The sequence below is a fragment of the Vibrio sp. qd031 genome, from assembly GCF_002100145.1.
GTDB lineage: Bacteria > Pseudomonadota > Gammaproteobacteria > Enterobacterales > Vibrionaceae > Vibrio.
The window spans coordinates 126,022-146,046 of the sequence record NZ_JXQD01000029.1 but is presented as its reverse complement, the minus strand read 5'-3'; the positions used below and the strand labels follow the sequence as shown (position 1 = coordinate 146,046).

Below are 20,025 nucleotides of genomic sequence, written 5' to 3'. Positions count from 1 at the left end.
GCTATCTCATGTTACACGGCTTGCTAAAAGCAGAGGGTTTAGTTGTGAATAGAAAGCACACATATCGTCTTTATACAGAAGAAGGTTTGCAGGTCAGAACTAAAAAACGAAAGAAGCTTCAACGACCTCGTATAATCATGGACGTGCCAAGTGGTCCTAATCAGCGATGGTCGATGGATTTTGTATCCGATCAGCTAAGCAGTGGACGGCGTTTTCGGATCCTCAATGTTGTTGATGATTACTCTCGAGAACTCATTTGTCAGCTTGTCTCCGTGTCAATCAGTGGTCAGCAGGTCGCCCGATTTTTAGACCAACTCATTGAAACAAGAGGGAAACCAGACAACATTGTCTGTGACAATGGAACCGAGTTTACGAGCAAAGCGATGTTCTTTTGGTCGAAGGAAGCCTCTGTTACGTTAGCGTTTATTCAGCCTGGTAAACCAACTCAAAATGCTTTCGTGGAGAGCCTAAATGGTAAGTTTCGAAATGAGTGTCTCAATCAGCACTGGTTCAGAACATTGGATGAAGCGAGGTATGAAATTGACCTATGGAGAGAGCACTACAATCACGTAAGGCCACACAGCTCTCTAAATTATATGTCGCCAGTTGAATATGCCAATCAAGCGGCATAACCTTAAAAATCTCATCGGAGTGATGGCTCTAAGTTGGGGGAAAGGTCACCATCATTCTTGGGTTACCAGACCATGTTGTCATGCCCACACGCTCAATAAAATGACTCTCAAATAAATAATCAACCCAAAGAGAGATCGCTTCGGAAGCTATTCCGTTGCCCCAATATTCTGAATCATAGATAACAACACCCGCCTCAAGCCAACGAGTTCTTTTACACTCCCAGTAACTGTTTACCGTCCCTACGGGTACATTATCAAATGTTACAACTTGTAGGCTAGCCCCCTCTAGAAGTCTTTGAAACATGCCTGTTTCGAAAACTTCTATCGTTGGATGAGTGTATGGAAAATATGGTCCATTGAACTTAGTCCACTCGTCATTTGATGTGATCAATAAATACAAGACTTGTAGTTCATTGGCTCTAGCGGGACGAATTTGGACTCTACTTTCTTGCACAATTACTCCTTGTTATTGTTGTTGACCAGCTTTATAGGCCTGATTATCTGATTTATGTTGCTACCTTCTGTTATGAAACTCAATAGATATCATTCCTTGTGTGAATAACTGAGCGTTTCGAGTTAGAGTCACGGCACATTACCGTACAAATACCAAAAGTACTTATTAGATTTATTTAGTCTAGTGCCGCCTTAGCGAGATAGTACACCCTTTGGGTCTAAGAAGGTTTGGGGCAATAGTTTGTTAGCCCTTGCCCTACTACCTCACTTGTTCCAATGTCTTTTAACCGTCGCAATGCCTAAACCAAGCGCATCCGCTACTTTTGACTGCGACAGCCCCTCGGCTTTCTTTGCCTGGACTGAAACGGTGGTAGCATGGGCTTGTGGCCTGCCGAGTTTTTTTCCCTGTGCCTTGGCCCGCTCAATTCCCTCTCTGGTTCGCTCTCTAATCCGGTTGCGCTCAAACTCCGCAAAGGCTGAGAACATCTGTAGCATCAGCTTGCCCTCCGCACTGGATAAATCGGCTACGGGTAGATCCAAGCACACCACCTTAATACCTTTGCTTGTAAGCAGGTTGATGGTGCTTTGAACGTCGATGTTATCTCGGCCTAAGCGGTCGAGCTTCAACACCACCAGCGTGTCACCTGCTTCCATTTTATGATTAATAAGCGTCTTGAACTTCTGCCGCTTCATCGCTTCAACAGAGCCAGACACCGTTTCGCTGATAACACGCGAGTCAGTTACCTCGTAGCCCTTTTGGCGGATAGCGATAATTTGGTTTTCAGTCGTCTGTTCCGTGGTTGAAACACGGCAGTATGAAAATATACGCATTGGTGCGGAACTCCCTGTGAATCGGTATCAGATATAGGGGTATCATTTAACTATAGCATCATAAAGTAATAACCCTAATTTTATGGTACCAGCCTAAGGTGAGGAAAGCTGGTATCAATATACGGTTGTTTTTTGATACCAGCTTGGTTAGAACAACTTGATGGGTATTACTTATTTCCCATCATTTGTTGAAACTGCATGAACTGCTTAAACTGCTCTTCCATATCCGGAGATGTCCCCTCTGCTGGTTTGGCTAGTTTCCGCAATAACTCGGCTTGCTTGTAATCAGGTACATCACCATAACTGTAAAAACTGGTCAGTACACTTTCATGCCCTAGGTTTTGGCTCCATGCTTTGAACTTTTCAGGTGTTCGGCAAAGTCGTTCCCCCAATCGCACCAAAGTATTTCTAAAACTGTGCGGATTAAAGTAAGGCAACCCTGCGGCTTCAAACGCTTTAGCAAAAGCTTTGCGGATTGGGGTGGCTTTACTCCAATGCTCTTCAAGTAGACCGACAACTTCAAACTGCTGATTAGCGTTATGTGCCAACTTGGTTTTAGGGAACAACGGCGAGTTTTGCTTGAAACCCAGCTCCTGTACCAAGTAATCAACCCATTCAGTCAAAATCCTTAGAGGCAGCTCGCCGACAGGAAAAAAGTATGTTGTGAATGTTTTGCTGAACTTGGTATTCACATCCCTTGCGTCCTGATAAAAGCTTTGTTCAACAAGGTCAATATGCTTTATCTTTGCTGAGGCAACAGCACCATCTCGTGCACCAGTTAGGATAACGAAAGCAACTAGGGCTCTGTCACGCATTTCAATATCTGTCGAGTAAGGCATGCTTTCTAAGGTTTGAGTAACCTGCTCAATGGTGGACACGCTCCTTGTCCGCTTAGCGTTAGCTATGCGAGTGTCCTTTTCCGACAGGTTGAAATAATCGATATCACTGTGATTAATTTTTGCGCGATAGCCTTTTTGCGTACCCAAGTATTGGAAGAACGCCTTCATATGACGAGTTGCTGTCAACACAGTAGCCTTGCTTAACTTTTCCCCTGTCACAATGGACTGTTTCCCCATAAGGTACTTCTTAAACGCGATAGCATGCTTGGCTCGAAACTTCTTAAAATCGATATACCCTGTGCACTCTTCAAAGCGATTAATTGACTTTAATGCACCATCAATCGTCGAGTCATCTTGACGCTTGGCATCCTTCAGGTACCTAGCGTACTCATGAATAATTCGAATATTATTTGCACTATTTTTTTTCATCATTTAATACCTTAGTTAAAGGACAATTTAAGAGAGCGTCTCCTCTCAGGGTTAAGTGTTTTTCTGCTATCGGCAATTTACCCCCAAGCTCTTGCCATATTTGGTGTACATTACGCCAAGAAACATACTTATTCCCTTGGTAGCCACAGTCTTCACACCCCCCTGTCATTTGGGCCATACCCGCAGGCTTCGCGATGAATTGAATTGACCCAATGGCTGGCCTTTTCGGTTGTTTGCATTTGAAGCAGTACATTTCATGAAGCTCACAGCGGTGCATATAAGTCTTCCGCTTCTGTGTCAGGAAAATTTTCAGGTCGGCACCGCTGATTAAGAGTGGGCGTCGGTGATCCGCAACAGGCAACCCAGCTCGAATCCAGTTACGTACAGTTTTAGGGTGAACACCTAAGACTTCACTGGCTTCAATAACGGTATAGCTGCGATGAATTTTGACTCGATTCGGGTTGTTTCGCCTACTCATCATCAACCTCCTTAGATGCAACAACACAAGCTTCAAGCCACTGCTCCACATCGGTTTGTAACCACCCAATGGCACGTTCACCTAGTGAAATGGGTTGCGGAAAAACACCATGATACATACGCAAGTAGATAGTACTGCGCGACAAGCCTGTCATGTTGATCACTTCAGGTAAGCGCATGATTTTATAAGACATAAAAAAACCTCTTTGTCAGTTATTGGATGACAAAGAGGTTATGAGGAAAGAGAGGGGCAATAACGCAATTGAGGAAAGCAAAAACTCAATTGCGTTTTGCCATACAACCACTACGATTTTATATCGTTGATTTCGCCTAGTATTTTTCGAATGGTATTTTCAGAGAGAGCCGTTCCACACAGTTCAGTCATCTTCACTAAAGATGAAGCTATCCCCCGAGTACTAGGATCAAAGCCCATGTCTTTAAGCATGGCATTGATTAAAATGAGATAGCTGTTTTTCTCTTTAGCAGTCAATGGCTTGACTTCTTTCGAATCAGAACTCTTATTACTATTCAGATAGTGAATGAGGCGATCGAGTTCACTAACTCGAAATACCAGCTGATGAACAGGCGTTTCTAGCTGGACAACCTCATCATCCTTATCAAATCCGTCATCAGATTCAAGCGCCGCTGATAAACTCAACACTTCATCAATCTCATTGTCAGTCAGGCTCTCAAAGACTTGATAAGCCAAAGAGCGTTCATATAGATCCTCCTCGGTGTATCCCTGTGAGGATAGGATTTCATTCAGGCGAGCTTTATTGGCATCTGAATGTGCAAACTTCAGTACATCTCGGACTTTGTACACCTCATTATCACGCTTAAAGTGCAAACCACGAACAAACTCACATACGGGATAAGTCTGATGTGACTCCTCCTGGTAGCGATGTCTAATGTCTTGGAGCTCATCTCCTATCATTGCCAAATCCCAAATACCATCGAGAACCTTTACGTCGTCATCACAGTTCCCAGCTGGCGTAGTATCCAAACTAGCAGACGCATCATGCTTCCGAACAGCAAAAGCTTTTTTGATAAACTTAGCGGAAACCGTCAAGTGTCCTTCTAAGCACAACTCGTATATTTGACCTAGTGACACTGACTCATCAAGTGCTTTAGACAAATATTGGCTAGCCTCACTTTCTGAAAGGTAGCCTTTAATTGCTGATAACTTACTCATTTCTTCCTTTTATAACGCTAGTGTAAATAAAGGGTCGCAACCCAAGGGTTTATCCAAGGAATCACAATAAACGCTTTAGGCCAAGGTTTAGTGCCCATACTTGACTCTCTGCCGCTTCCTATAGAACCTGAAAGTCCGTACTCAACCGTTTCCAGTGTTGAATAAGAGCAATCTTGTGCTCATCCAGCATAGGTAGCTCTTGTAGCTGTTCTAACCACTGAGTTCTCGCCACTTCCATTACATCCAGAAGATGCGGCTTTATGGCAACCCACGGCACACCCGCTTTCTCTGACCACACTTTGAAGTGCTCCATCGTGATATCAAACCACTGCCTGGTACCCGCCATATTAAGAGCAAGGCTGTCGTGCTCGATGTAAGGTGCGGTAAACACTACATCATAAAGCGGGGACAAACGCGGAGATCGCTTATCACCATAGATAAGCGTCCAGTTTTTCAAGTGGGCATCACCATTGCCAAGCATGATATTGATAAGTAGCCGTCTTGCCATTTGCTGGATGTCCTTCAGCCGCTCTGCGCTTGTTCGATAAAGTACGTTACCAAGTTGCTCATAATTGACCCGTTGATATTTATCTGACGGGTAAAGCCCAAAGACCTGTGCAAAGTCCTCGGTATGAATACGACCAATGCTGCTGCGATCGAACCGCTTGATACCATAGGCGTACTGCTCATCTGGCAATCGGATGCTTGGTAACCCTTCCAGCTCGCTAAGTTCGATCAGTCGTACTTCCGGAATGTCTGCACCAGCGGCTTCAGCCAGCTTCATACAGGTATACTCATTGACAGGTACACCTTTGTGAACAGTCGATGGTGTTTTGACAATCCACATATCCTCAGAGATTTCCTGATCGATGTGATAACGACCATCCACGTGTGACGACGAGAACTTCATCTGTACACCAGCCAATGAAAACTTAGTATCGGCATGCTTAACATCAATCTGTTGAGGCTCTGTCGACAGCCGTTGCTCTAACGCCCAACCCGGCAAATCTCCCGCTTTAATCGGCTTGACAATAATCGCCCCCGGTAAGTTAGAGCCCAGATAAGCAAGGATTGAAAACTCATTATTGGTGTGGCATCGAAGCGCTTTGGCCGTCAGTTCTCTCAATACTCCCTCAGGCAATAAATTGGAAAGGACGGGAGGGATCTTATCGGTTCTAATCTGCGGTTTGTTCAAATAGTTGGGGTCAAGCATCTGCCTCAGAGTAAAGACTGGGCGCAGATCATCAGGCATTGCGGCAAAGTCAGGGTTGAAGGTCAGTATATTTTTGCCACCAGCATAATGGGCTATCACAGCAACATCGATACCATGCAGTTGAATGTTCAGACCTTCCACCTCCTCTATCTGCTTACTCATCATTTATCCTCAGAACCAAACCAAAAACCGAGATCATCATCATCGTCGTGCAGCGACTCACCTTTAGGTCCTTGACTCTGACTTTTAAAAGCATCCTCTATTGGAACGGTATGCCCTTTGCTTTGCTTCGGCGAGATAGAAAGTTCCAAATCAAGTCCTTCCAACACTCTAAGCAAGGTCGATAACTTTACGTCGCTACCCGCTTCAATGCGCTGATACTGTTGCTGCTTCATACCGATTCGCATGTACATGTCTTTTTGCTCGATACCGAGTTTTCTGCGCTGCTCAGAGAGCAAGGTTGAGATTTCTTCTAAGCTTTTCATTCTTCCCACCAAACAACCAACAAGTTGTTCCAAACCCTATTAACAACATTTTAGTTGTATGAAGGCCCAATAACAACTTTTAAGTTGTTATAACATCTAATAACAACTTAAAAGTTGTTCAATCAATCTTACAGTGAAAGCAAGGGATGCTCAGAAAAACGCTTAAAGATGAGAAAAGCGAGGTAACATAAACGAATGGGTACACCAATAGGTACATAGCGAAAAATCAAACCGGAGCAAATCAAATAAAAACAATTACATAAAGCACAGATTCAACTTACGCCAGCCCACCAAACGTTTGGAAAGGGCGGTAACTCATTGAGTTATCGCCCTTTTTGTATTTATACATCTAGTTTTAGCCGTTTTGTACTGAACGTAGGTACTAAAACATGCGCAAATTAACAACAAGATCTTTGTAATGGAAAATGGGTTCAAAGAATTCCCGCACCGCGTATCTTAAGCATAGAGAATCGACTCAGCTTGGCGAGTTAAAGAACTCGCCATCATTGAATGCTATACCCTGACATTTCAATCGACATTATGACAAGAAAGAGCGCCCTCTCACCCGACAAGTAAGATCGTAAAATCTTTAATGAATCAACTGCCGATCACCCAATTCAAAATACATCAAAAGTAAAATAATCAGGCTCAACACCCCAAGCATCGAATGAGAGGCAACTACTCAACTTCCTGTATTAAATCGCTATTCTAAAGTTAGTTTGGATAAAACATGGGCATGATGTCATGCCCCAAATAGATACACTTTATGATGGCAAGCAAAATTGACCGACATCTAAATCCAAATCATTTAAAACTAGTAATTCGGGATATCTAGGTTATCCATATCGCTACCAGTTTCATGACTATATAGGATGCGTAACGCTTCTTTTGCTTGATGTCCAAACGCAGCGGAACCATTCCCGTTAGCTTGCTGCCCACCAAAACCGACAAAATGATTAGTGATACCAAATGCATGAGTCAATTCGTGTGCAACCAATTCAGGAGATGTTCCACAGTTATGCCCCTCTGGCGGTAATGCGACCCAAAGCCAACCCACATCTTTTCTAAACTCATTGATATGAATAACAGGCTGACCTGAACCACCCCAAGGGCTATGAAAAACACTACCACAATAACCTGTTTGACTAGGATCTGAATAAGTGCCTACAGAAAAAATAATACCGCCTTTGTACGGTACGCTTGAGTAGTCAGGATAGAATTCTTTGTCTCCATTCTCATCATATAGTGGAATGTTTACCTGCTCCAACTTACCACCTTCAGCATAATTGAAGATAGGAAAATCATAACCTATCGCATCTTCGATTAGTTTTAGTCCCGCATAGATATCAGCAGTTGCATCATAATCAGGCGTATTTTCAGGGTTGTTAATAAAGACTTGAATAGGTTCACTCGGAGTTGGATTAAAACGTCTTAAAGTGCCATTTTGAGGAGGAAAATTATTGTCACCAACACAAGCACTCATCCCACCACACCAAAATTCATCGTTTCTTGAAGCCCAGCTATTCTCTAAGCCAGCACCTCCAACGTAATCGCCATCACTAAACGGGTAAGCAGGATCTAAGTGCTCTGTCGAATAGGAAAAATCTCTCGCTCCCAAATTAGACAGAATCCTTGTCATCGACTCTGTTGTTGGCAAAGGATCTCTATCTGAGCCACCACTACCATTATCATCATCGCCACCACTGCAACCGATAAGTACCCCTGATACAAGCCCCACTAATAATCGTTTTTTCACAACAAACCCTTTTCTACAACTAACTGAAAAAAAAGAATTATTGCTCTTAGAACAGAATGCAACCAGACTCTTGTTGTTACAAAGGATTTCTTAAGGTATTAACCGAGACACTATTCAAGAGCAATCGATTCAGACTTACAAAAGAACACCATAGTGGCTTCTTTTAACCGTCTTAAATCTATGAGTGCTTCAGACAAAACTAGGACGCGGGTTCAACTCCTCAAATGGGAGCTGAACCCGCGTTCTTATTTGCGTGTAAAGGCTTAGTCTTGATACTGGGTTTATATGGTACTAAGATGAGGTACTAAAGGGTTATTTTTCAATATCACAAACACCCTAACCTATTGAAGTTACTGTTTTTTAAGGCAGTTGAAGGCGACCCCCGCCAGCTCCACCAAACGTTTGGAAAGGGCGGTAACTCATTGAGTTATCGCCCTTTTTGTATTTATACATCTAGTTTTAGCGGTTTTGTACTAAACATAGGTACTAAAACATGCGCTATTTGACCTTAAGCACCAATGCAAAAAACAGCATATCAACGTTTGAACTCAGCTATCGATAGCCATCGAGTCAAACGTCACTCAACAACTAGTTACTCTAGTCATGGGAGTCGAGTGTCCTATCAACACAACGATCCTTGGCTTGTACCAAGAAACAAATCGATAGATCCTCCGCCAGCAATACCCAAAAATACAGCAACATTCGAATGCATCATGTGTAACTGCCAATAGCAAGCTTTATTGCCAGGGCAACCTACCTGCCCAAAATGTCATAACCACCTGTATGCTAGCGAAGTCTCTTCGAAATAAAGACACATCAAGTGTTCATTTTATTCCCCTGTTCATTTTTATGAACAAACTAAAAAAATGAACAGAACCCGATGCTCCCTATGTCTCACCATACAATCCAATACCCCCACAAAGGGATATCAACTATAAAATACCCTTGTGGGGATACGGTAGACAATACCCCCACTAAGGGATATACTTTACTCTATCCTCAATAGAGGATAATGAGAGATATGAAGTCGCACCTTAATTCTATAGAGGGTTGGAAGAAATGATATATAGTCCAAAGCAACTCGCTGACATGATGCTCCTAATAAGGCAAAAGAACGGCTGGACTCAATCAGAGTTAGCCAAAAGGGTAGGCATAAAGCAAGCAACTATCTCAAACTTCGAAAATAGTCCTGATAAGACAACACTTTCGACTTTCTTTAAACTTATTCAGGCGATGGAACTGACACTGAGCATCCAGGAAAAAACACAAGTAAGCTCACAAGATAGCCAAGATGATGAGAACTGGTAATGCAAAAACTAAACGCATACATGAACGGAAAACTCGTAGGGACTCTCAACAAACAGAAGAATGGTGCTCATACTTTTCAGTATGATAAGACCTGGGTAACCAGTGACAAATCCCGACCACTATCATTATCTCTAAAATTACAACTGCCACCTATAACTTCAGACTCAGTCATCAACTACTTCGACAACCTTTTACCTGATAGCCCAAAGGTGAGAGATAGGATCGTAGCTCGTTATAAAGCCTCATCTAAGCAGCCATTTGATCTTCTCAAAGAGGTTGGTAAAGATAGCGTCGGAGCTATTGCTTTAATTTCTCCTGAGCAGCCTTACAAAAATGAACCGCTCAATTACCAAGTCTTAGATGATAAAAAGTTGGATGCCGTGCTCTCAGCTTACAAATCCGATATCCCCCTCGGAATGGTTGAAGAAGAAGATGATTTCAGAATATCAGTGGCTGGTGCTCAAGAAAAAACAGCACTCCTATTCGTTGATGAACAGTGGTGTATCCCTAAAGGTAATACTCCAACAACTCATATCATCAAACTACCAATTGGCGAAATACAACAAGCAAACGCAACATTAGATCTTAAAGACAGTGTTGAAAATGAGTACCTTTGCATCGAGTTAGCTAAAGCACTAGGGTTTGCAGCTCCCAATGTCCACATGATCAAAACTGATAACCTGAAAGCTTTAGCTGTAGAGCGATTCGATAGACGCTGGACTAAAGGTAAAGCTAACTTACTCCGTCTACCTCAAGAAGACATGTGCCAAGTGTTTGGTATGCCATCATCAATCAAGTACGAATCTCAAGGTGGCCCTGGTATTTCGGAAATCATGAAGCTACTCATGGGTTCAAGTAATGCTCTAGAAGATCAGTATAACTTCATGAAGTTTCAAGTTTTTCAGTGGATAATAGGGGCTACCGATGGACATGCTAAGAACTATTCTATTTATATTGAGAAGGGAGGGAGTTATCGATTGACTCCATTCTACGATATTTTATCAGCATATCCACTTCTAGGCGGTCGCGGTCTAAATATTAGAAAACTCAAGCTAGCAATGGGACTCAAAGCGACTAGAGGGAAAAAGTATGAAATTAACAAAATTTTACCTCGCCACTTTCTGGATACAGCTAAAGCTGTAAACTTCAGCCAAGATAAGATGCAAGAGATATTGAATGAGCTGAAAGATGAGTTTCCCGAAGCAGTCTTACAAGTAAAAGCAAAGCTACCTGAAGATTTCCCTGAGAAGATCTCAGATTCAATTTTTGAAAATGCTACTAAGATACTTTCGAAGATTTAGTATTCAGAAAGTATATCTGATGCAATAAGCTATATAGATGCTCTACTGAGCAATAGAACATTTAGCTATATTTGAATAAATATTTATATCCATAGTACATATAAAGACGGGAGTTCAGTTCCTTTTTAAGCAGGATTTTAATGTAACATCTGAAGTAACACTAAATTAGAACATTAACTCTAAAGCCTTACAAGTTAAGCTTTGACACAACCATTCAACTCCCGCCAGCCCACCAAACGTTTGGATAGGTCTGTAACCAATTGATTTGTAGGGCTTTTTTTATATATTGCTTCACTTTATTGGCTGTTTGGTACTAAATGTAGGTACTAAACCATGCAAAAGATAAAAGTGATCTGCCCCAGCAACACTAGACACTCGGTTAAGCGACATTCTGTTTTTCAAAGTTGATTGGACTTAGATATCCAAGAGCACTGCGCCTTCTTGTTTGGTTATAATCAACTTCAATCACTTCCGTGCAGCCTTCGCTACCAAGCCTTGCCGTTTCATGCTTTGTGATATTGTCTTGATATTATGGGGGCTTTTGTCTTCATCCAGAGCTTTCTGAATGCGTCGAGCACCATCGCGCTCCTTACCTTCGACAAAGGCTTACTTTACCTTATTATCAAGCTCACAGCGTGCAAGCTCACGTGAAATTGCCTTGTGGCGGTGTTTCAACCAGTGATAAAACCCACTTCGAGAGACATCGAGCACCTTACTCATTTGGGTGATGCCGAAGAGTAGTCAGTGCTCTAGCATAAACTCGTAAGACTCTACTTTAGATGCTTGGCGAAGTAGGTTGCGGCCTTTTTACGACTTCTAGTTCCTCTGCTTGTTCCGCTAGCAGGTGCTTGAGCTTAGCGTTTTCAGAAACCAGTTCTTTCTCTCGACCAGTGATACTGGCGTTGTGCTTTATAGCCTTTCGCCAAGCGTAAAGCTGAGATTCATGCAAAGAAAGCTGTCTAGCAGCTTTGGCCACACCTATCGAATCGGCTAGCTTCAGAGCTTCGGTTTTAAATTCTTCTGTGTGTCGAGTTCGTTTAGTTTTCTTAATGGACATTGATTCACCTCGTTAGTGATTATACTCACTTAACTCAGTGTCCAAAAACTACTGGTGCGGATCACTCACCATATACTCATTACCGCACCTCGCTCCCCCACATCATCATGCACACACCAAAAAACACACTTTTAAGCGCATTAAAATGTGAAAAATTACTTTTTAATGCGCATTAAAATGTTAATGCTTGCATTTTATCGCGCATTTTTATGTAATAAACAACGAATATGAAATCGCTATCACTAAGGTGGCTAGATGAAACGAACACTGCTTGAAAGCCTACTTACCTGGAAAGAAAAGCCAACCAGGAAGCCTCTACTGATTGACGGTGCTAGACAAACTGGCAAAACATTCTTATTGCAGGAGCTATTAGGAAGTACATTCGAAAATGTCCTAAGGATCGATTTTTTAGAAAGTCCAGAGTTAATGGAGGCTTTTTCTGGCTCTCTAAACCCTGATGACATCATCACCAACATTGAACTCTTAACAGGTCAAATCTTCGAACTATCTACAGATCTTCTTATTTTAGATGAAATTGGTGAATGCCCAAGAGCGGTTACCGCTCTTAAATACTTTGCAGAAAAGGCTCCTGAAGCTTATGTTGCTGCAAGTGGTTCCAATATCGGATTGCTCACCTCCTTTCCTGTTGGAAAAGTTGAGCAACACAACTTAAGGCCACTGACTTTCAGGGAGTTTTTGTGGGCATCTAGAGAGAAAGCACTTCAAAAAGCATTTGACCAAAAACTGAATTCCTCTGCGGCTCATTCCAAGTTAATCGAGCTACTAACTGATTATTACTTCGTTGGCGGCATGCCTGAAGCCGTAAACTCGTGGTTCGAAAACTCTCAACTCAGCATCATTGACCGAATTGAAGCCGTCTCTGAAGTCCATCGAAACTTAATTGAGGGCTACATGCGTGATTTCGGAAAATACTCTGGAAAAGTGGATGCGCAACTCATCGAATCTGTATTTCGAAGCATCCCAGCCCAGTTATCTTCGGTATTCGATGACTCAGTTAAACGGTTCAAATTCAAGGGCGTTCACGAACGAAAATCTCGCTATGCTGAATATGAAAGTGCGATCACATGGCTTCACAAGTGTCGACTTGCACTAAAGAATCACCCTATTGAAGGACAACCTCGTTCTCCTTTAGCTGCTTATCAGAAGGAAAATACGGTTAAATTATTTCTCTTTGATGTAGGCCTGTTGAACCATATGCTCGGCACGGGTTACCGTGAAATCAAACAACAAGGCTATGAATACAAGGGATATGTCGCAGAAAACTATGTTCAACAGGAAATCGCCGCACTAGGCATTGAACCCTGTTTCTCTTGGGGAGACGCAAGAGCTGAGATAGAGTTCGTCATCGCTGATGACCTAGGTCGTATTGTACCTGTAGAAGTAAAGAGCGGTAAGCGAACTCGTGCAAAATCATTGCAGTCTTACATTGAAAAGTGCAAGCCCCACAAGACGATCAAACTTACAGGTACTCAAGGCTCTCCAGCAACAGAGAAAGTGCACATCGTGATGCCACTTTACTACACTGAATACTTACTTGATCACCTAAGAGATCTAGATAGCAGCTGAGCGAGCAAGAAAGTATTCATTAAGATCCAAGAATCCATGATATGAGCAATATTTGGCTCATATCATTTGAACAAAGCATTCAAACCTTTTGGTCTAATACCGTCTTCAACAAGTATTCTAAACTCATTTGGTCAACAGTGATAAATCACCTGTCGGTGAATCGCCATTGCAGGTCGTTTTAAGATCATTTTGCTATGAATAACACTAGATTTAATATTAAAAAGTTATACTTTGACGCAGGTTCAGTTCCTTTTGAATTAGAATCTTGATGTTACATCAAATTCAAAACACCGTATAACCTATTGAATTTTATGAAAATAAGAAAGTCGTTCAAATCCCAACAGCCCACCAAGCTTTTGGTAAGGGACACCTAAGGGTGTCCCTTTTTATGCCTAATCCCTTGTTAAATAATCAAAATCACAAATCTATTTTCTTATTGCTCCTCATACCCTTATGCCTAGTTCTCACTGTTGAATTTCCCAAGAATTATGACCTATACCTCGCACACCAAACTACCTCTAAATGGTTAGCATATGATTGTGCAACCTGCACAGCGAACATGCACCAAGATCACTATCCGCACCTGAGCAACCAGTTAAACCACTGTTTATTATATGATTTCCAAGTTGGCACGCTACTTGTTCTATTGAAATTAACTTCAGATGCAAACCAGACAGTTAGCATCAAAAATTACTCTACGGTAGCTGCAGCGAAAAGGAGATTTGCTATGCCCAAGACAACTTTAAACACTCTTTCTAACTCTAAGAACAAAAGTGCTCGACTGGCTAAATTTGCGCTTTCATCCAGTGCGGTTTTGGGCTTGTGTATGCAAGTCGCATGGGCTGAACTTGGCGAACCCGAAATCGAAGATCTAAAATTTGGCTTCATTAAATTAACCGACATGGCGCCACTCGCCGTAGCCTACGAAAATGGTTACTTCGAAGACGAAGGCCTCTATGTCACCCTAGAAGCACAAGCAAACTGGAAGGTGCTATTAGACCGCGTTATTGATGGCGAACTGGACGGCGCACATATGCTCGCCGGACAACCACTTGGAGCAACAATTGGTATTGGAACACAGTCGCCCATCATTACCGCCTTCTCAATGGATTTAAACGGGAACGCGATTACTGTATCTAACGATATTTGGGAACAAATGGAACAGCACGTTCCTAAACAAGCCGATGGTAAGCCGCAGCACCCAATTAAAGCCGACGCTCTTAAACCAGTGGTTGAAAGCTACCTTGACGACGGTAAAGCCTTTAACATGGGAATGGTATTCCCCGTGTCTACCCACAACTACGAACTGCGCTATTGGCTAGCAGCCGGTGGTATTCATCCGGGTTTTTACGCGCCAAAAGCGGGTGACAACAGTGGCCAACTTGAAGCCGATGTTTTGCTTAGCGTAACACCACCACCGCAAATGCCTGCCACAATGGAAGCCGGCACGATCTATGGCTACTGTGTCGGCGAACCGTGGAACCAACAAGCCGTGTTTAAAGGCATTGGCGTTCCTGTCGTTACCGATTATGAAATTTGGAAAAACAACCCTGAAAAAGTATTCGGTGTATCGAAAAGCTGGGCTGAAGAAAATCCAAACACCCATATTCGCGTCGTAAAAGCGATGATTCGAGCTGCTCATTGGTTGGATGAAAATGACAACGCTAACCGCCCAGAAGCGGTGGAGATGCTGGCAAAAAGTGAATACGTAGGAGCGGACGCCGAAGTTATTGCCAACAGTATGACGGGCACCTTTGAATACGAAAAAGGCGACAAGCGAGACGTGCCTGATTTTAACGTGTTCTTCCGCCATAACGCGACTTACCCGTACTACAGTGATGCTATTTGGTACCTCACCCAAATGCGCCGCTGGGGACAAATCCCAGATCAGAAATCGGATGAATGGTACATGGATATCGCGAAAAGCGTTTATCGTCCAGACATCTACCAACAAGCTGCCGAAGCGCTTATCGACGATGGCGTATTGAGCGCCAGCGATTTCCCTAACTTCACAGAAGAAGATGGTTTCCGCGCACCGCAAACCCATTTCATCGACAACATTGTTTACGATGGCAAGCAACCTAACGCCTACCTAGAGAAGTTCTCTATCGGTCTAAAAGGAAAAGATGAGGTGTAATCACCCTCATTGATACAGAGGCTCATTATGAGCCTCTCAAGGAAAGAATTTAGGAGTAAATTATGGCGAGCAATGTCATTTCATTAATGCCCTTTAAAGGGGCGGTAGCAAGTCGCTCAAAAGTGTTACTGTTACCCATCATAGGTATCGCGCTGTTCTTGATGATTTGGCATCTGTCCGCCAAACAAGTACAGACTTCATTGGGTACACTTCCAGGTCCAATACAAACCTTCAGTCAGTTTTCTAACTTAGTCGACGAGCACTTTGCAGAGCGTGAAAAAGAAGTCGCGTTTATTGAAAGACAAGAGGTGCGCAACGCTGCCAAGCTAAAAAAAGATCCTAATGCGACGGTAAAAATTCGCCCATATACCGGAAAGCCGACGTTCTTCGATCAAATTCTCACCAGTTTATTTACTGTGGCATGTGGGTTCATTTTAGCCTCAGTAATTGCCATTCCGCTTGGAATACTGCTTGGCCTGAATCAATCTCTCTACCAAGCATTTAACCCCATAATTCAGTTACTCAAGCCTGTTTCGCCTTTGGCTTGGTTACCCATTGTTACCATGGTTGTGAGTGCCACTTATGTAAGTAGCGATCCGCTGGTTGCGAAATCGTTTGTAAACTCACTATTGACGGTCGCTTTGTGTAGCCTATGGCCAACTTTGATCAACACCGCAGTGGGTGTAACTAGCGTGGACAAAGACCTTGTGAACGTCAGTCGCGTACTGCGTCTCTCTTGGTGGAAGCACATCACCACCATCGTTTTACCCTCTGCCATTCCTATGGTGTTTACTGGCCTTCGACTCTCGCTAGGCATTGCATGGATGGTATTGATTGCTGCAGAAATGCTGGCGCAAAACCCGGGCCTTGGCAAGTTTGTATGGGACGAGTTCCAAAACGGTAGCTCTGCGTCACTTGGTCGAATTATGGTTGCGGTGATCACCATCGGTTTCATCGGTTTGTTGCTAGACCGTGGGATGCTTGCACTTCAAAAACGAATGTCATGGGATAAGAGCCAAGACTTGCGCTAGGAAAAAGGAATTATTATGTCAAAGTTAATGTTAGATCTTGCGCAACTTGGAATGCGTTTCCCCACCCCAAAAGGCGAGTTTGTTGCGCTGCGCGATGTAAACCTAAAGATTAAACAAGGTGAGTTCATCTCGCTCATTGGTCACTCAGGGTGTGGTAAATCAACGGTGCTGAACTTAGTAGCTGGCTTGCTCGACGCAACCGATGGTGGCGTGATTGTCGATGGCCGCGAAGTGGATGGGCCAGGACCTGAACGCGCTGTAGTCTTTCAAAACCACTCGCTATTGCCTTGGTTAACGGTGTATCAGAATGTTGAACTTGCTGTAAAGCAAGTGGCGAAAGGAAAAAGCAAAGCTGAAATTAAAGAGCTAGTAGAGCACTATTTAGAGCTTATTCAAATGCAACATGCGTCGGACAAAAAACCTGATGAGATCTCAGGTGGAATGAAGCAGCGTGTTGGTATCGCCCGCGCTTTGGCCCTCCAGCCTAAGGTTCTGCTTATGGATGAACCTTTTGGTGCACTCGATGCTTTGACTCGCGCGCACTTACAAGATTCATTAATGCGGATCCAAGCGGAGCTCAACAACACGGTAATCATGATCACTCACGATGTCGACGAAGCAGTCTTGCTGTCGGATAAAATTGTGATGATGACCAATGGACCTGCAGCGACTATCGGGGAAGTATTGGATATAGAACTTGATCGTCCGCGTAATCGAGTGGTGTTGGCCGAAGATGCGATGTACCAGAAGTATCGCCAATCGGTACTCAAGTTCCTTTACGAGAAACAAAGCAAGGTGGAGCCTCTTGTCACTAAAAAGCCCGCTAAAAGCGAAACCAAACCGACGGCTAAAAGCGCTTAATACCCGTTAATGGTCTTTCGGTAACCTTGCTCCTCCCCCCCCTCCCTATATCGAAGACCTAATAAAACCTATTACTTCTGTAATAGGTTTTTTTGTTTTTAGCCAAGCCGGTGCCTGCGAAAACGATGAATTACTTTTTGCGTTTATCCGGTTTTTTACGTTTTGACAGCTCAACGACACACAAAAAATCTTCATGGAAAAAAGAGTTATCCAAAAGCGCCTGAGGCACCGCTAGGCGAATAGCACTGCCAGCCAACACCATCGCTTTACCGGGCATTTGTGCTATTTCTCCCTGTTTAAGGGTTACTTCATATTCCAATATGGGGTTCAGTTTTTTATTGAGCCCTTTCACTACAGGAAACCCAAATAGCGTCAATGGCTCTCCCATTACAGTGACGGTTTCGGTAAACAAACAGGTAACCCAGTAGAGTTGGCTATTTAATTGTTCGCTAAGTGCGTTGACTTTGTCTTCCACCGAGGCCGAAAACACCCACTCCCCCAACACAGGCTCCCACTTGCCACCTAACTGCAAAAACCGTTTTTGTGCACGAAGGTTATATTGACCAGAAGCGCGCATAGTACAGATGTCGATAGATCCTTGCTGCGCAAAGGGTAATGTCAGGCGAAAAATGCCCTCTCGAGAGTGGTGGGTATATCGGTCACTCACTTCTTCAACGTGCAAACGATGTCGGCCAATCGGCATGCTTTGACTAAAATCGTCCACCACAATTTTGCAATGCATCCCTTTCTTTCGGGCGAGGAAATAGTCTGAGTGCTTTTCTATAACATCAAAATCTTGCATCGGCGTTATCGCATCTCACGGCTCATTTGCTTTGCGCTTTTCGTAGCTGCGCAATACGCTCTAAACGCTCGCCCAAGCTACCACTTGGTCGATAGCCCTGCTCCGCCAGAGAATCGATTTTTCTATCGAGATCGGTCGGTTCAATTTTTGCTACCACCGAGTGATTGTTTTGCTCTTGGTGATCCAAAATAGTATCGAAGTCATGCAGTAACACTTCTTCAAATGCTTCTAGGTAAAGAGTCTTAAACTCTTTGGCGATATGCATGTCAGACAAGGTGCGTAACTTGGCCGATTTTCTATCAATAATGTATTTTTCCACCCGACTCTTTGGGGTTTTCAAGGTCAAGATATTAGTTCTAGCTTCCAGTATCTCACGATCGGTTGGCGTATCTTTTAGCGCTTCAAGTGCCGCGACCGTTGGAGGCCACTCTTGCCCTTTTTTTAATCGTTCGTCGAGGTTGTCTTTGAGGCGCTGATAGCTTTGTTCATTAAGCGAGGCGGCAAACTTCATCACATGGCGATCGGGCTCATCCCCAAACTCATAACGGAACTTGCTGCCAAAACTGATGGTCATTTCATACCAAAACTTAAGGATTTTCTTTTGCTCTACACCGCTAAATTGCTCTAACAACAGCTGCGTTTTTGCTGAGAACAGCTTTTGCTCACTAACCGCAGCCGCGACCTCGCTGCCACTGTCTGATTTGCTCGGCAATTTTGATTGGTCGTACACGGGCAAAGACACGCTGCCTTGTTGGCTCTTTGGTGCCGCAGTTTTTACAGGTTTGCTCGTTGGTGACGAATGGCGCGCCTTTTTAAGATAAGAATCAAATGTATCGCCCATTGGAGTCGGTTTGCTCATCTCAATCGGTCCCTTACTCGTCGTTAAACTTAAAATTGGAAATCTTTTCTTCTAACTCATCCACCGCCGAACGTCTTGGCGCTTTTTGGTACTGGCCTTTTTGATAGTTCGACGATTTACGCGTGCTTTGATACGGCATCTTCTCTGAATGAAGATGAGAGTGCAATCGACTGGTCATTTCGTCCATGTTAAACAGTGCTTGAGGTGTCAGCCTCAGCTTTTCGATGAAACTGGCCCATACCGCCGTTTGGCCAGCAAAGCCACTTTTGAACATGATCAATTCAGCCCAATCTTCGATAACATTGGGAGACAGTTCTTTGGCATTGATCATTTTGTTATTGCCGCTTGGCTGGATTGGCGACACTTGCGAGCGATGAAAACTCGACATTTTACTGCGCTTTTGAAACGCTTGCTCAAATTGCGCTGGCTGTTCGTTGGTGTGTTGCTGTGAAGCCCCATGATCGACATAGGTATCCACATTCAACTTACCTTTGATGTTACCGCCATCGCGATAAGAGTTACCTCGTTTATTAAGACCAATAATGTGGTGGTTAAGGCTAAGCTTAGACAGCAAGTTCTCGAGCGCACTTTCTGAACCACTGGTCATTTGCGACAGCTCTTGCATACTAGTAATAAACGCACCATGACGATCCGCAAGCTCGGCAAGTGCGAGTAGAAGCAGTTTTTCTTCCATGGTAACCGTTTTATGGCTCCAAACTTTTTCGAGATATTTTGACGACATGGGTACGGCTTAGGTATGAACTTTAGTGAAAGG

18 protein-coding genes and 2 pseudogenes are annotated in these 20,025 nt (G+C 43.5%); 7 read left to right on the top strand and 13 right to left on the bottom strand.

Translation table 11 applies throughout. The features are described 5' to 3' along the window. Positions 1 to 632, top strand: a 632-nt coding sequence (locus ST37_RS16485; protein WP_143698230.1) for an IS3 family transposase, incomplete at its 5' end; no start/stop codon positions are given. Between the two features lie 49 nt (positions 633 to 681). Here ST37_RS16485 and ST37_RS16480 read toward each other — a convergent pair. The 9 genes and pseudogenes from ST37_RS16480 to ST37_RS16440 all read right to left on the bottom strand — a co-directional run. After that, positions 682 to 1,086 (bottom strand): annotated as a pseudogene (locus ST37_RS16480) (GNAT family N-acetyltransferase); the annotation flags it as partial. Positions 1,087 to 1,349: 263 nt separating this feature from the next. Then, the gene (locus ST37_RS16475) at positions 1,350 to 1,916 is read right to left on the bottom strand and encodes a recombinase family protein (protein WP_084888415.1); all 567 of its coding nucleotides are present in this window, start codon (positions 1,914 to 1,916) and stop codon (positions 1,350 to 1,352) included. A 167-nt stretch (positions 1,917 to 2,083) separates the two neighbouring features. Continuing rightward, entirely contained in the window at positions 2,084 to 3,187 is a 1,104-nt protein-coding gene (locus ST37_RS16470; RefSeq protein WP_242426340.1) for a tyrosine-type recombinase/integrase, read from the bottom strand. Beyond that, entirely contained in the window at positions 3,171 to 3,665 is a 495-nt protein-coding gene (locus ST37_RS16465; protein ID WP_242426339.1) for a helix-turn-helix domain-containing protein, read from the bottom strand. Before ST37_RS16465 ends, ST37_RS16470 begins: the two co-directional genes overlap by 17 nt. Next, the gene (locus ST37_RS16460) at positions 3,655 to 3,855 is read right to left on the bottom strand and encodes an AlpA family transcriptional regulator (protein ID WP_084888409.1); all 201 of its coding nucleotides are present in this window, start codon (positions 3,853 to 3,855) and stop codon (positions 3,655 to 3,657) included. The genes ST37_RS16465 and ST37_RS16460 overlap by 11 nt, the downstream gene beginning before the upstream one ends. A 110-nt stretch (positions 3,856 to 3,965) precedes the next feature. After that, on the bottom strand, positions 3,966 to 4,853 hold the full coding sequence (locus ST37_RS16455) for a hypothetical protein (RefSeq protein ID WP_084888407.1): 888 nt from the start codon (positions 4,851 to 4,853) through the stop codon (positions 3,966 to 3,968). A 118-nt stretch (positions 4,854 to 4,971) separates the two neighbouring features. Further along, a complete protein-coding gene (locus tag ST37_RS16450; RefSeq protein WP_084888405.1) occupies positions 4,972 to 6,228 on the bottom strand; it encodes a type II toxin-antitoxin system HipA family toxin in 1,257 nt (418 codons plus the stop codon). Continuing rightward, positions 6,228 to 6,551 (bottom strand): helix-turn-helix transcriptional regulator, encoded by a 324-nt coding sequence (locus ST37_RS16445; protein ID WP_084888403.1) that lies wholly within the window; start codon positions 6,549 to 6,551, stop codon positions 6,228 to 6,230. The genes ST37_RS16450 and ST37_RS16445 overlap by 1 nt, the downstream gene beginning before the upstream one ends. Positions 6,552 to 7,365: 814 nt before the next feature. Next, on the bottom strand, positions 7,366 to 8,307 hold the full coding sequence (locus ST37_RS16440; RefSeq protein ID WP_084888401.1) for a hypothetical protein: 942 nt from the start codon (positions 8,305 to 8,307) through the stop codon (positions 7,366 to 7,368). A 1,059-nt stretch (positions 8,308 to 9,366) separates the two neighbouring features. On the opposite strand from ST37_RS16440, the gene hipB reads away from it, so the two are divergent. Further along, entirely contained in the window at positions 9,367 to 9,615 is a 249-nt protein-coding gene (gene hipB, locus ST37_RS16430; RefSeq protein WP_084888399.1) for a type II toxin-antitoxin system antitoxin HipB, read from the top strand. Next, the gene (locus ST37_RS16425; RefSeq protein ID WP_084888398.1) at positions 9,615 to 10,916 is read left to right on the top strand and encodes a type II toxin-antitoxin system HipA family toxin; all 1,302 of its coding nucleotides are present in this window, start codon (positions 9,615 to 9,617) and stop codon (positions 10,914 to 10,916) included. The genes hipB and ST37_RS16425 overlap by 1 nt, the downstream gene beginning before the upstream one ends. A 468-nt stretch (positions 10,917 to 11,384) precedes the next feature. On the opposite strand, the pseudogene ST37_RS20295 reads toward ST37_RS16425, so the two are convergent. Then, positions 11,385 to 11,973 (bottom strand): annotated as a pseudogene (locus ST37_RS20295) (transposase); the annotation flags it as partial. A gap of 255 nt (positions 11,974 to 12,228) precedes the next feature. On the opposite strand from ST37_RS20295, the gene ST37_RS16415 reads away from it, so the two are divergent. The 4 genes from ST37_RS16415 (at position 12,229) to ST37_RS16400 (ending at position 17,589) form a co-directional block, all read left to right on the top strand. Then, complete coding sequence (locus tag ST37_RS16415; protein WP_084888394.1) at positions 12,229 to 13,560, top strand: AAA family ATPase; 1,332 nt, start codon at positions 12,229 to 12,231, stop codon at positions 13,558 to 13,560. Positions 13,561 to 14,386: 826 nt separating this feature from the next. Then, positions 14,387 to 15,697 carry a CmpA/NrtA family ABC transporter substrate-binding protein gene (locus tag ST37_RS16410; protein WP_172401020.1) on the top strand — a complete coding sequence of 437 codons (1,311 nt, stop codon included), beginning with the start codon at positions 14,387 to 14,389 and terminating at the stop codon, positions 15,695 to 15,697. Positions 15,698 to 15,759: 62 nt separating this feature from the next. Beyond that, positions 15,760 to 16,728, top strand: a complete 969-nt coding sequence (locus tag ST37_RS16405) for an ABC transporter permease (RefSeq protein WP_084888390.1) — start codon at positions 15,760 to 15,762, stop codon at positions 16,726 to 16,728. A 15-nt stretch (positions 16,729 to 16,743) separates the two neighbouring features. Beyond that, positions 16,744 to 17,589 (top strand): ABC transporter ATP-binding protein, encoded by an 846-nt coding sequence (locus tag ST37_RS16400; RefSeq protein ID WP_084888388.1) that lies wholly within the window; start codon positions 16,744 to 16,746, stop codon positions 17,587 to 17,589. A 130-nt stretch (positions 17,590 to 17,719) separates the two neighbouring features. Here the strand turns inward: ST37_RS16400 and ST37_RS16395 are convergent, their stop codons facing one another. Genes ST37_RS16395 through ST37_RS16385 form a run of 3 tightly spaced genes read right to left on the bottom strand, consistent with a single transcriptional unit; the run spans position 17,720 to position 19,992 of the window. Beyond that, positions 17,720 to 18,391, bottom strand: a complete 672-nt coding sequence (locus ST37_RS16395) for a hypothetical protein (RefSeq protein ID WP_084888386.1) — start codon at positions 18,389 to 18,391, stop codon at positions 17,720 to 17,722. 22 nt (positions 18,392 to 18,413) lie between these two features. Then, positions 18,414 to 19,250: a hypothetical protein gene (locus tag ST37_RS16390; protein ID WP_084888384.1), complete on the bottom strand. Its 837-nt coding sequence runs from the start codon at positions 19,248 to 19,250 to the stop codon at positions 18,414 to 18,416. Positions 19,251 to 19,263: 13 nt separating this feature from the next. After that, positions 19,264 to 19,992 (bottom strand): hypothetical protein, encoded by a 729-nt coding sequence (locus ST37_RS16385; protein ID WP_084888383.1) that lies wholly within the window; start codon positions 19,990 to 19,992, stop codon positions 19,264 to 19,266. Positions 19,993 to 20,025: the final 33 nt, after the last annotated feature.

Bases quoted from the DNA above. Each gene is read 5' to 3' on its own strand.
- ST37_RS16410 (WP_172401020.1), top strand. From the start codon at position 14,387: ATGCAAGTCGCATGGGCTGAACTTGGCGAACCCGAAATCGAAGATCTA.
- ST37_RS16455 (WP_084888407.1), bottom strand. From the start codon at position 4,853: ATGAGTAAGTTATCAGCAATTAAAGGCTACCTTTCAGAAAGTGAGGCT.
- ST37_RS16475 (WP_084888415.1), bottom strand. From the start codon at position 1,916: ATGCGTATATTTTCATACTGCCGTGTTTCAACCACGGAACAGACGACT.
- ST37_RS16415 (WP_084888394.1), top strand. From the start codon at position 12,229: ATGAAACGAACACTGCTTGAAAGCCTACTTACCTGGAAAGAAAAGCCA.
- ST37_RS16400 (WP_084888388.1), top strand. From the start codon at position 16,744: ATGTCAAAGTTAATGTTAGATCTTGCGCAACTTGGAATGCGTTTCCCC.
- ST37_RS16395 (WP_084888386.1), bottom strand. From the start codon at position 18,391: ATGCAAGATTTTGATGTTATAGAAAAGCACTCAGACTATTTCCTCGCC.
- ST37_RS16385 (WP_084888383.1), bottom strand. From the start codon at position 19,992: ATGTCGTCAAAATATCTCGAAAAAGTTTGGAGCCATAAAACGGTTACC.
- ST37_RS16470 (WP_242426340.1), bottom strand. From the start codon at position 3,187: ATGATGAAAAAAAATAGTGCAAATAATATTCGAATTATTCATGAGTAC.
- ST37_RS16465 (WP_242426339.1), bottom strand. From the start codon at position 3,665: ATGATGAGTAGGCGAAACAACCCGAATCGAGTCAAAATTCATCGCAGC.
- ST37_RS16425 (WP_084888398.1), top strand. From the start codon at position 9,615: ATGCAAAAACTAAACGCATACATGAACGGAAAACTCGTAGGGACTCTC.
- ST37_RS16450 (WP_084888405.1), bottom strand. From the start codon at position 6,228: ATGAGTAAGCAGATAGAGGAGGTGGAAGGTCTGAACATTCAACTGCAT.
- ST37_RS16460 (WP_084888409.1), bottom strand. From the start codon at position 3,855: ATGTCTTATAAAATCATGCGCTTACCTGAAGTGATCAACATGACAGGC.
- hipB (WP_084888399.1), top strand. From the start codon at position 9,367: ATGATATATAGTCCAAAGCAACTCGCTGACATGATGCTCCTAATAAGG.
- ST37_RS16405 (WP_084888390.1), top strand. From the start codon at position 15,760: ATGGCGAGCAATGTCATTTCATTAATGCCCTTTAAAGGGGCGGTAGCA.
- ST37_RS16390 (WP_084888384.1), bottom strand. From the start codon at position 19,250: ATGAGCAAACCGACTCCAATGGGCGATACATTTGATTCTTATCTTAAA.
- ST37_RS16445 (WP_084888403.1), bottom strand. From the start codon at position 6,551: ATGAAAAGCTTAGAAGAAATCTCAACCTTGCTCTCTGAGCAGCGCAGA.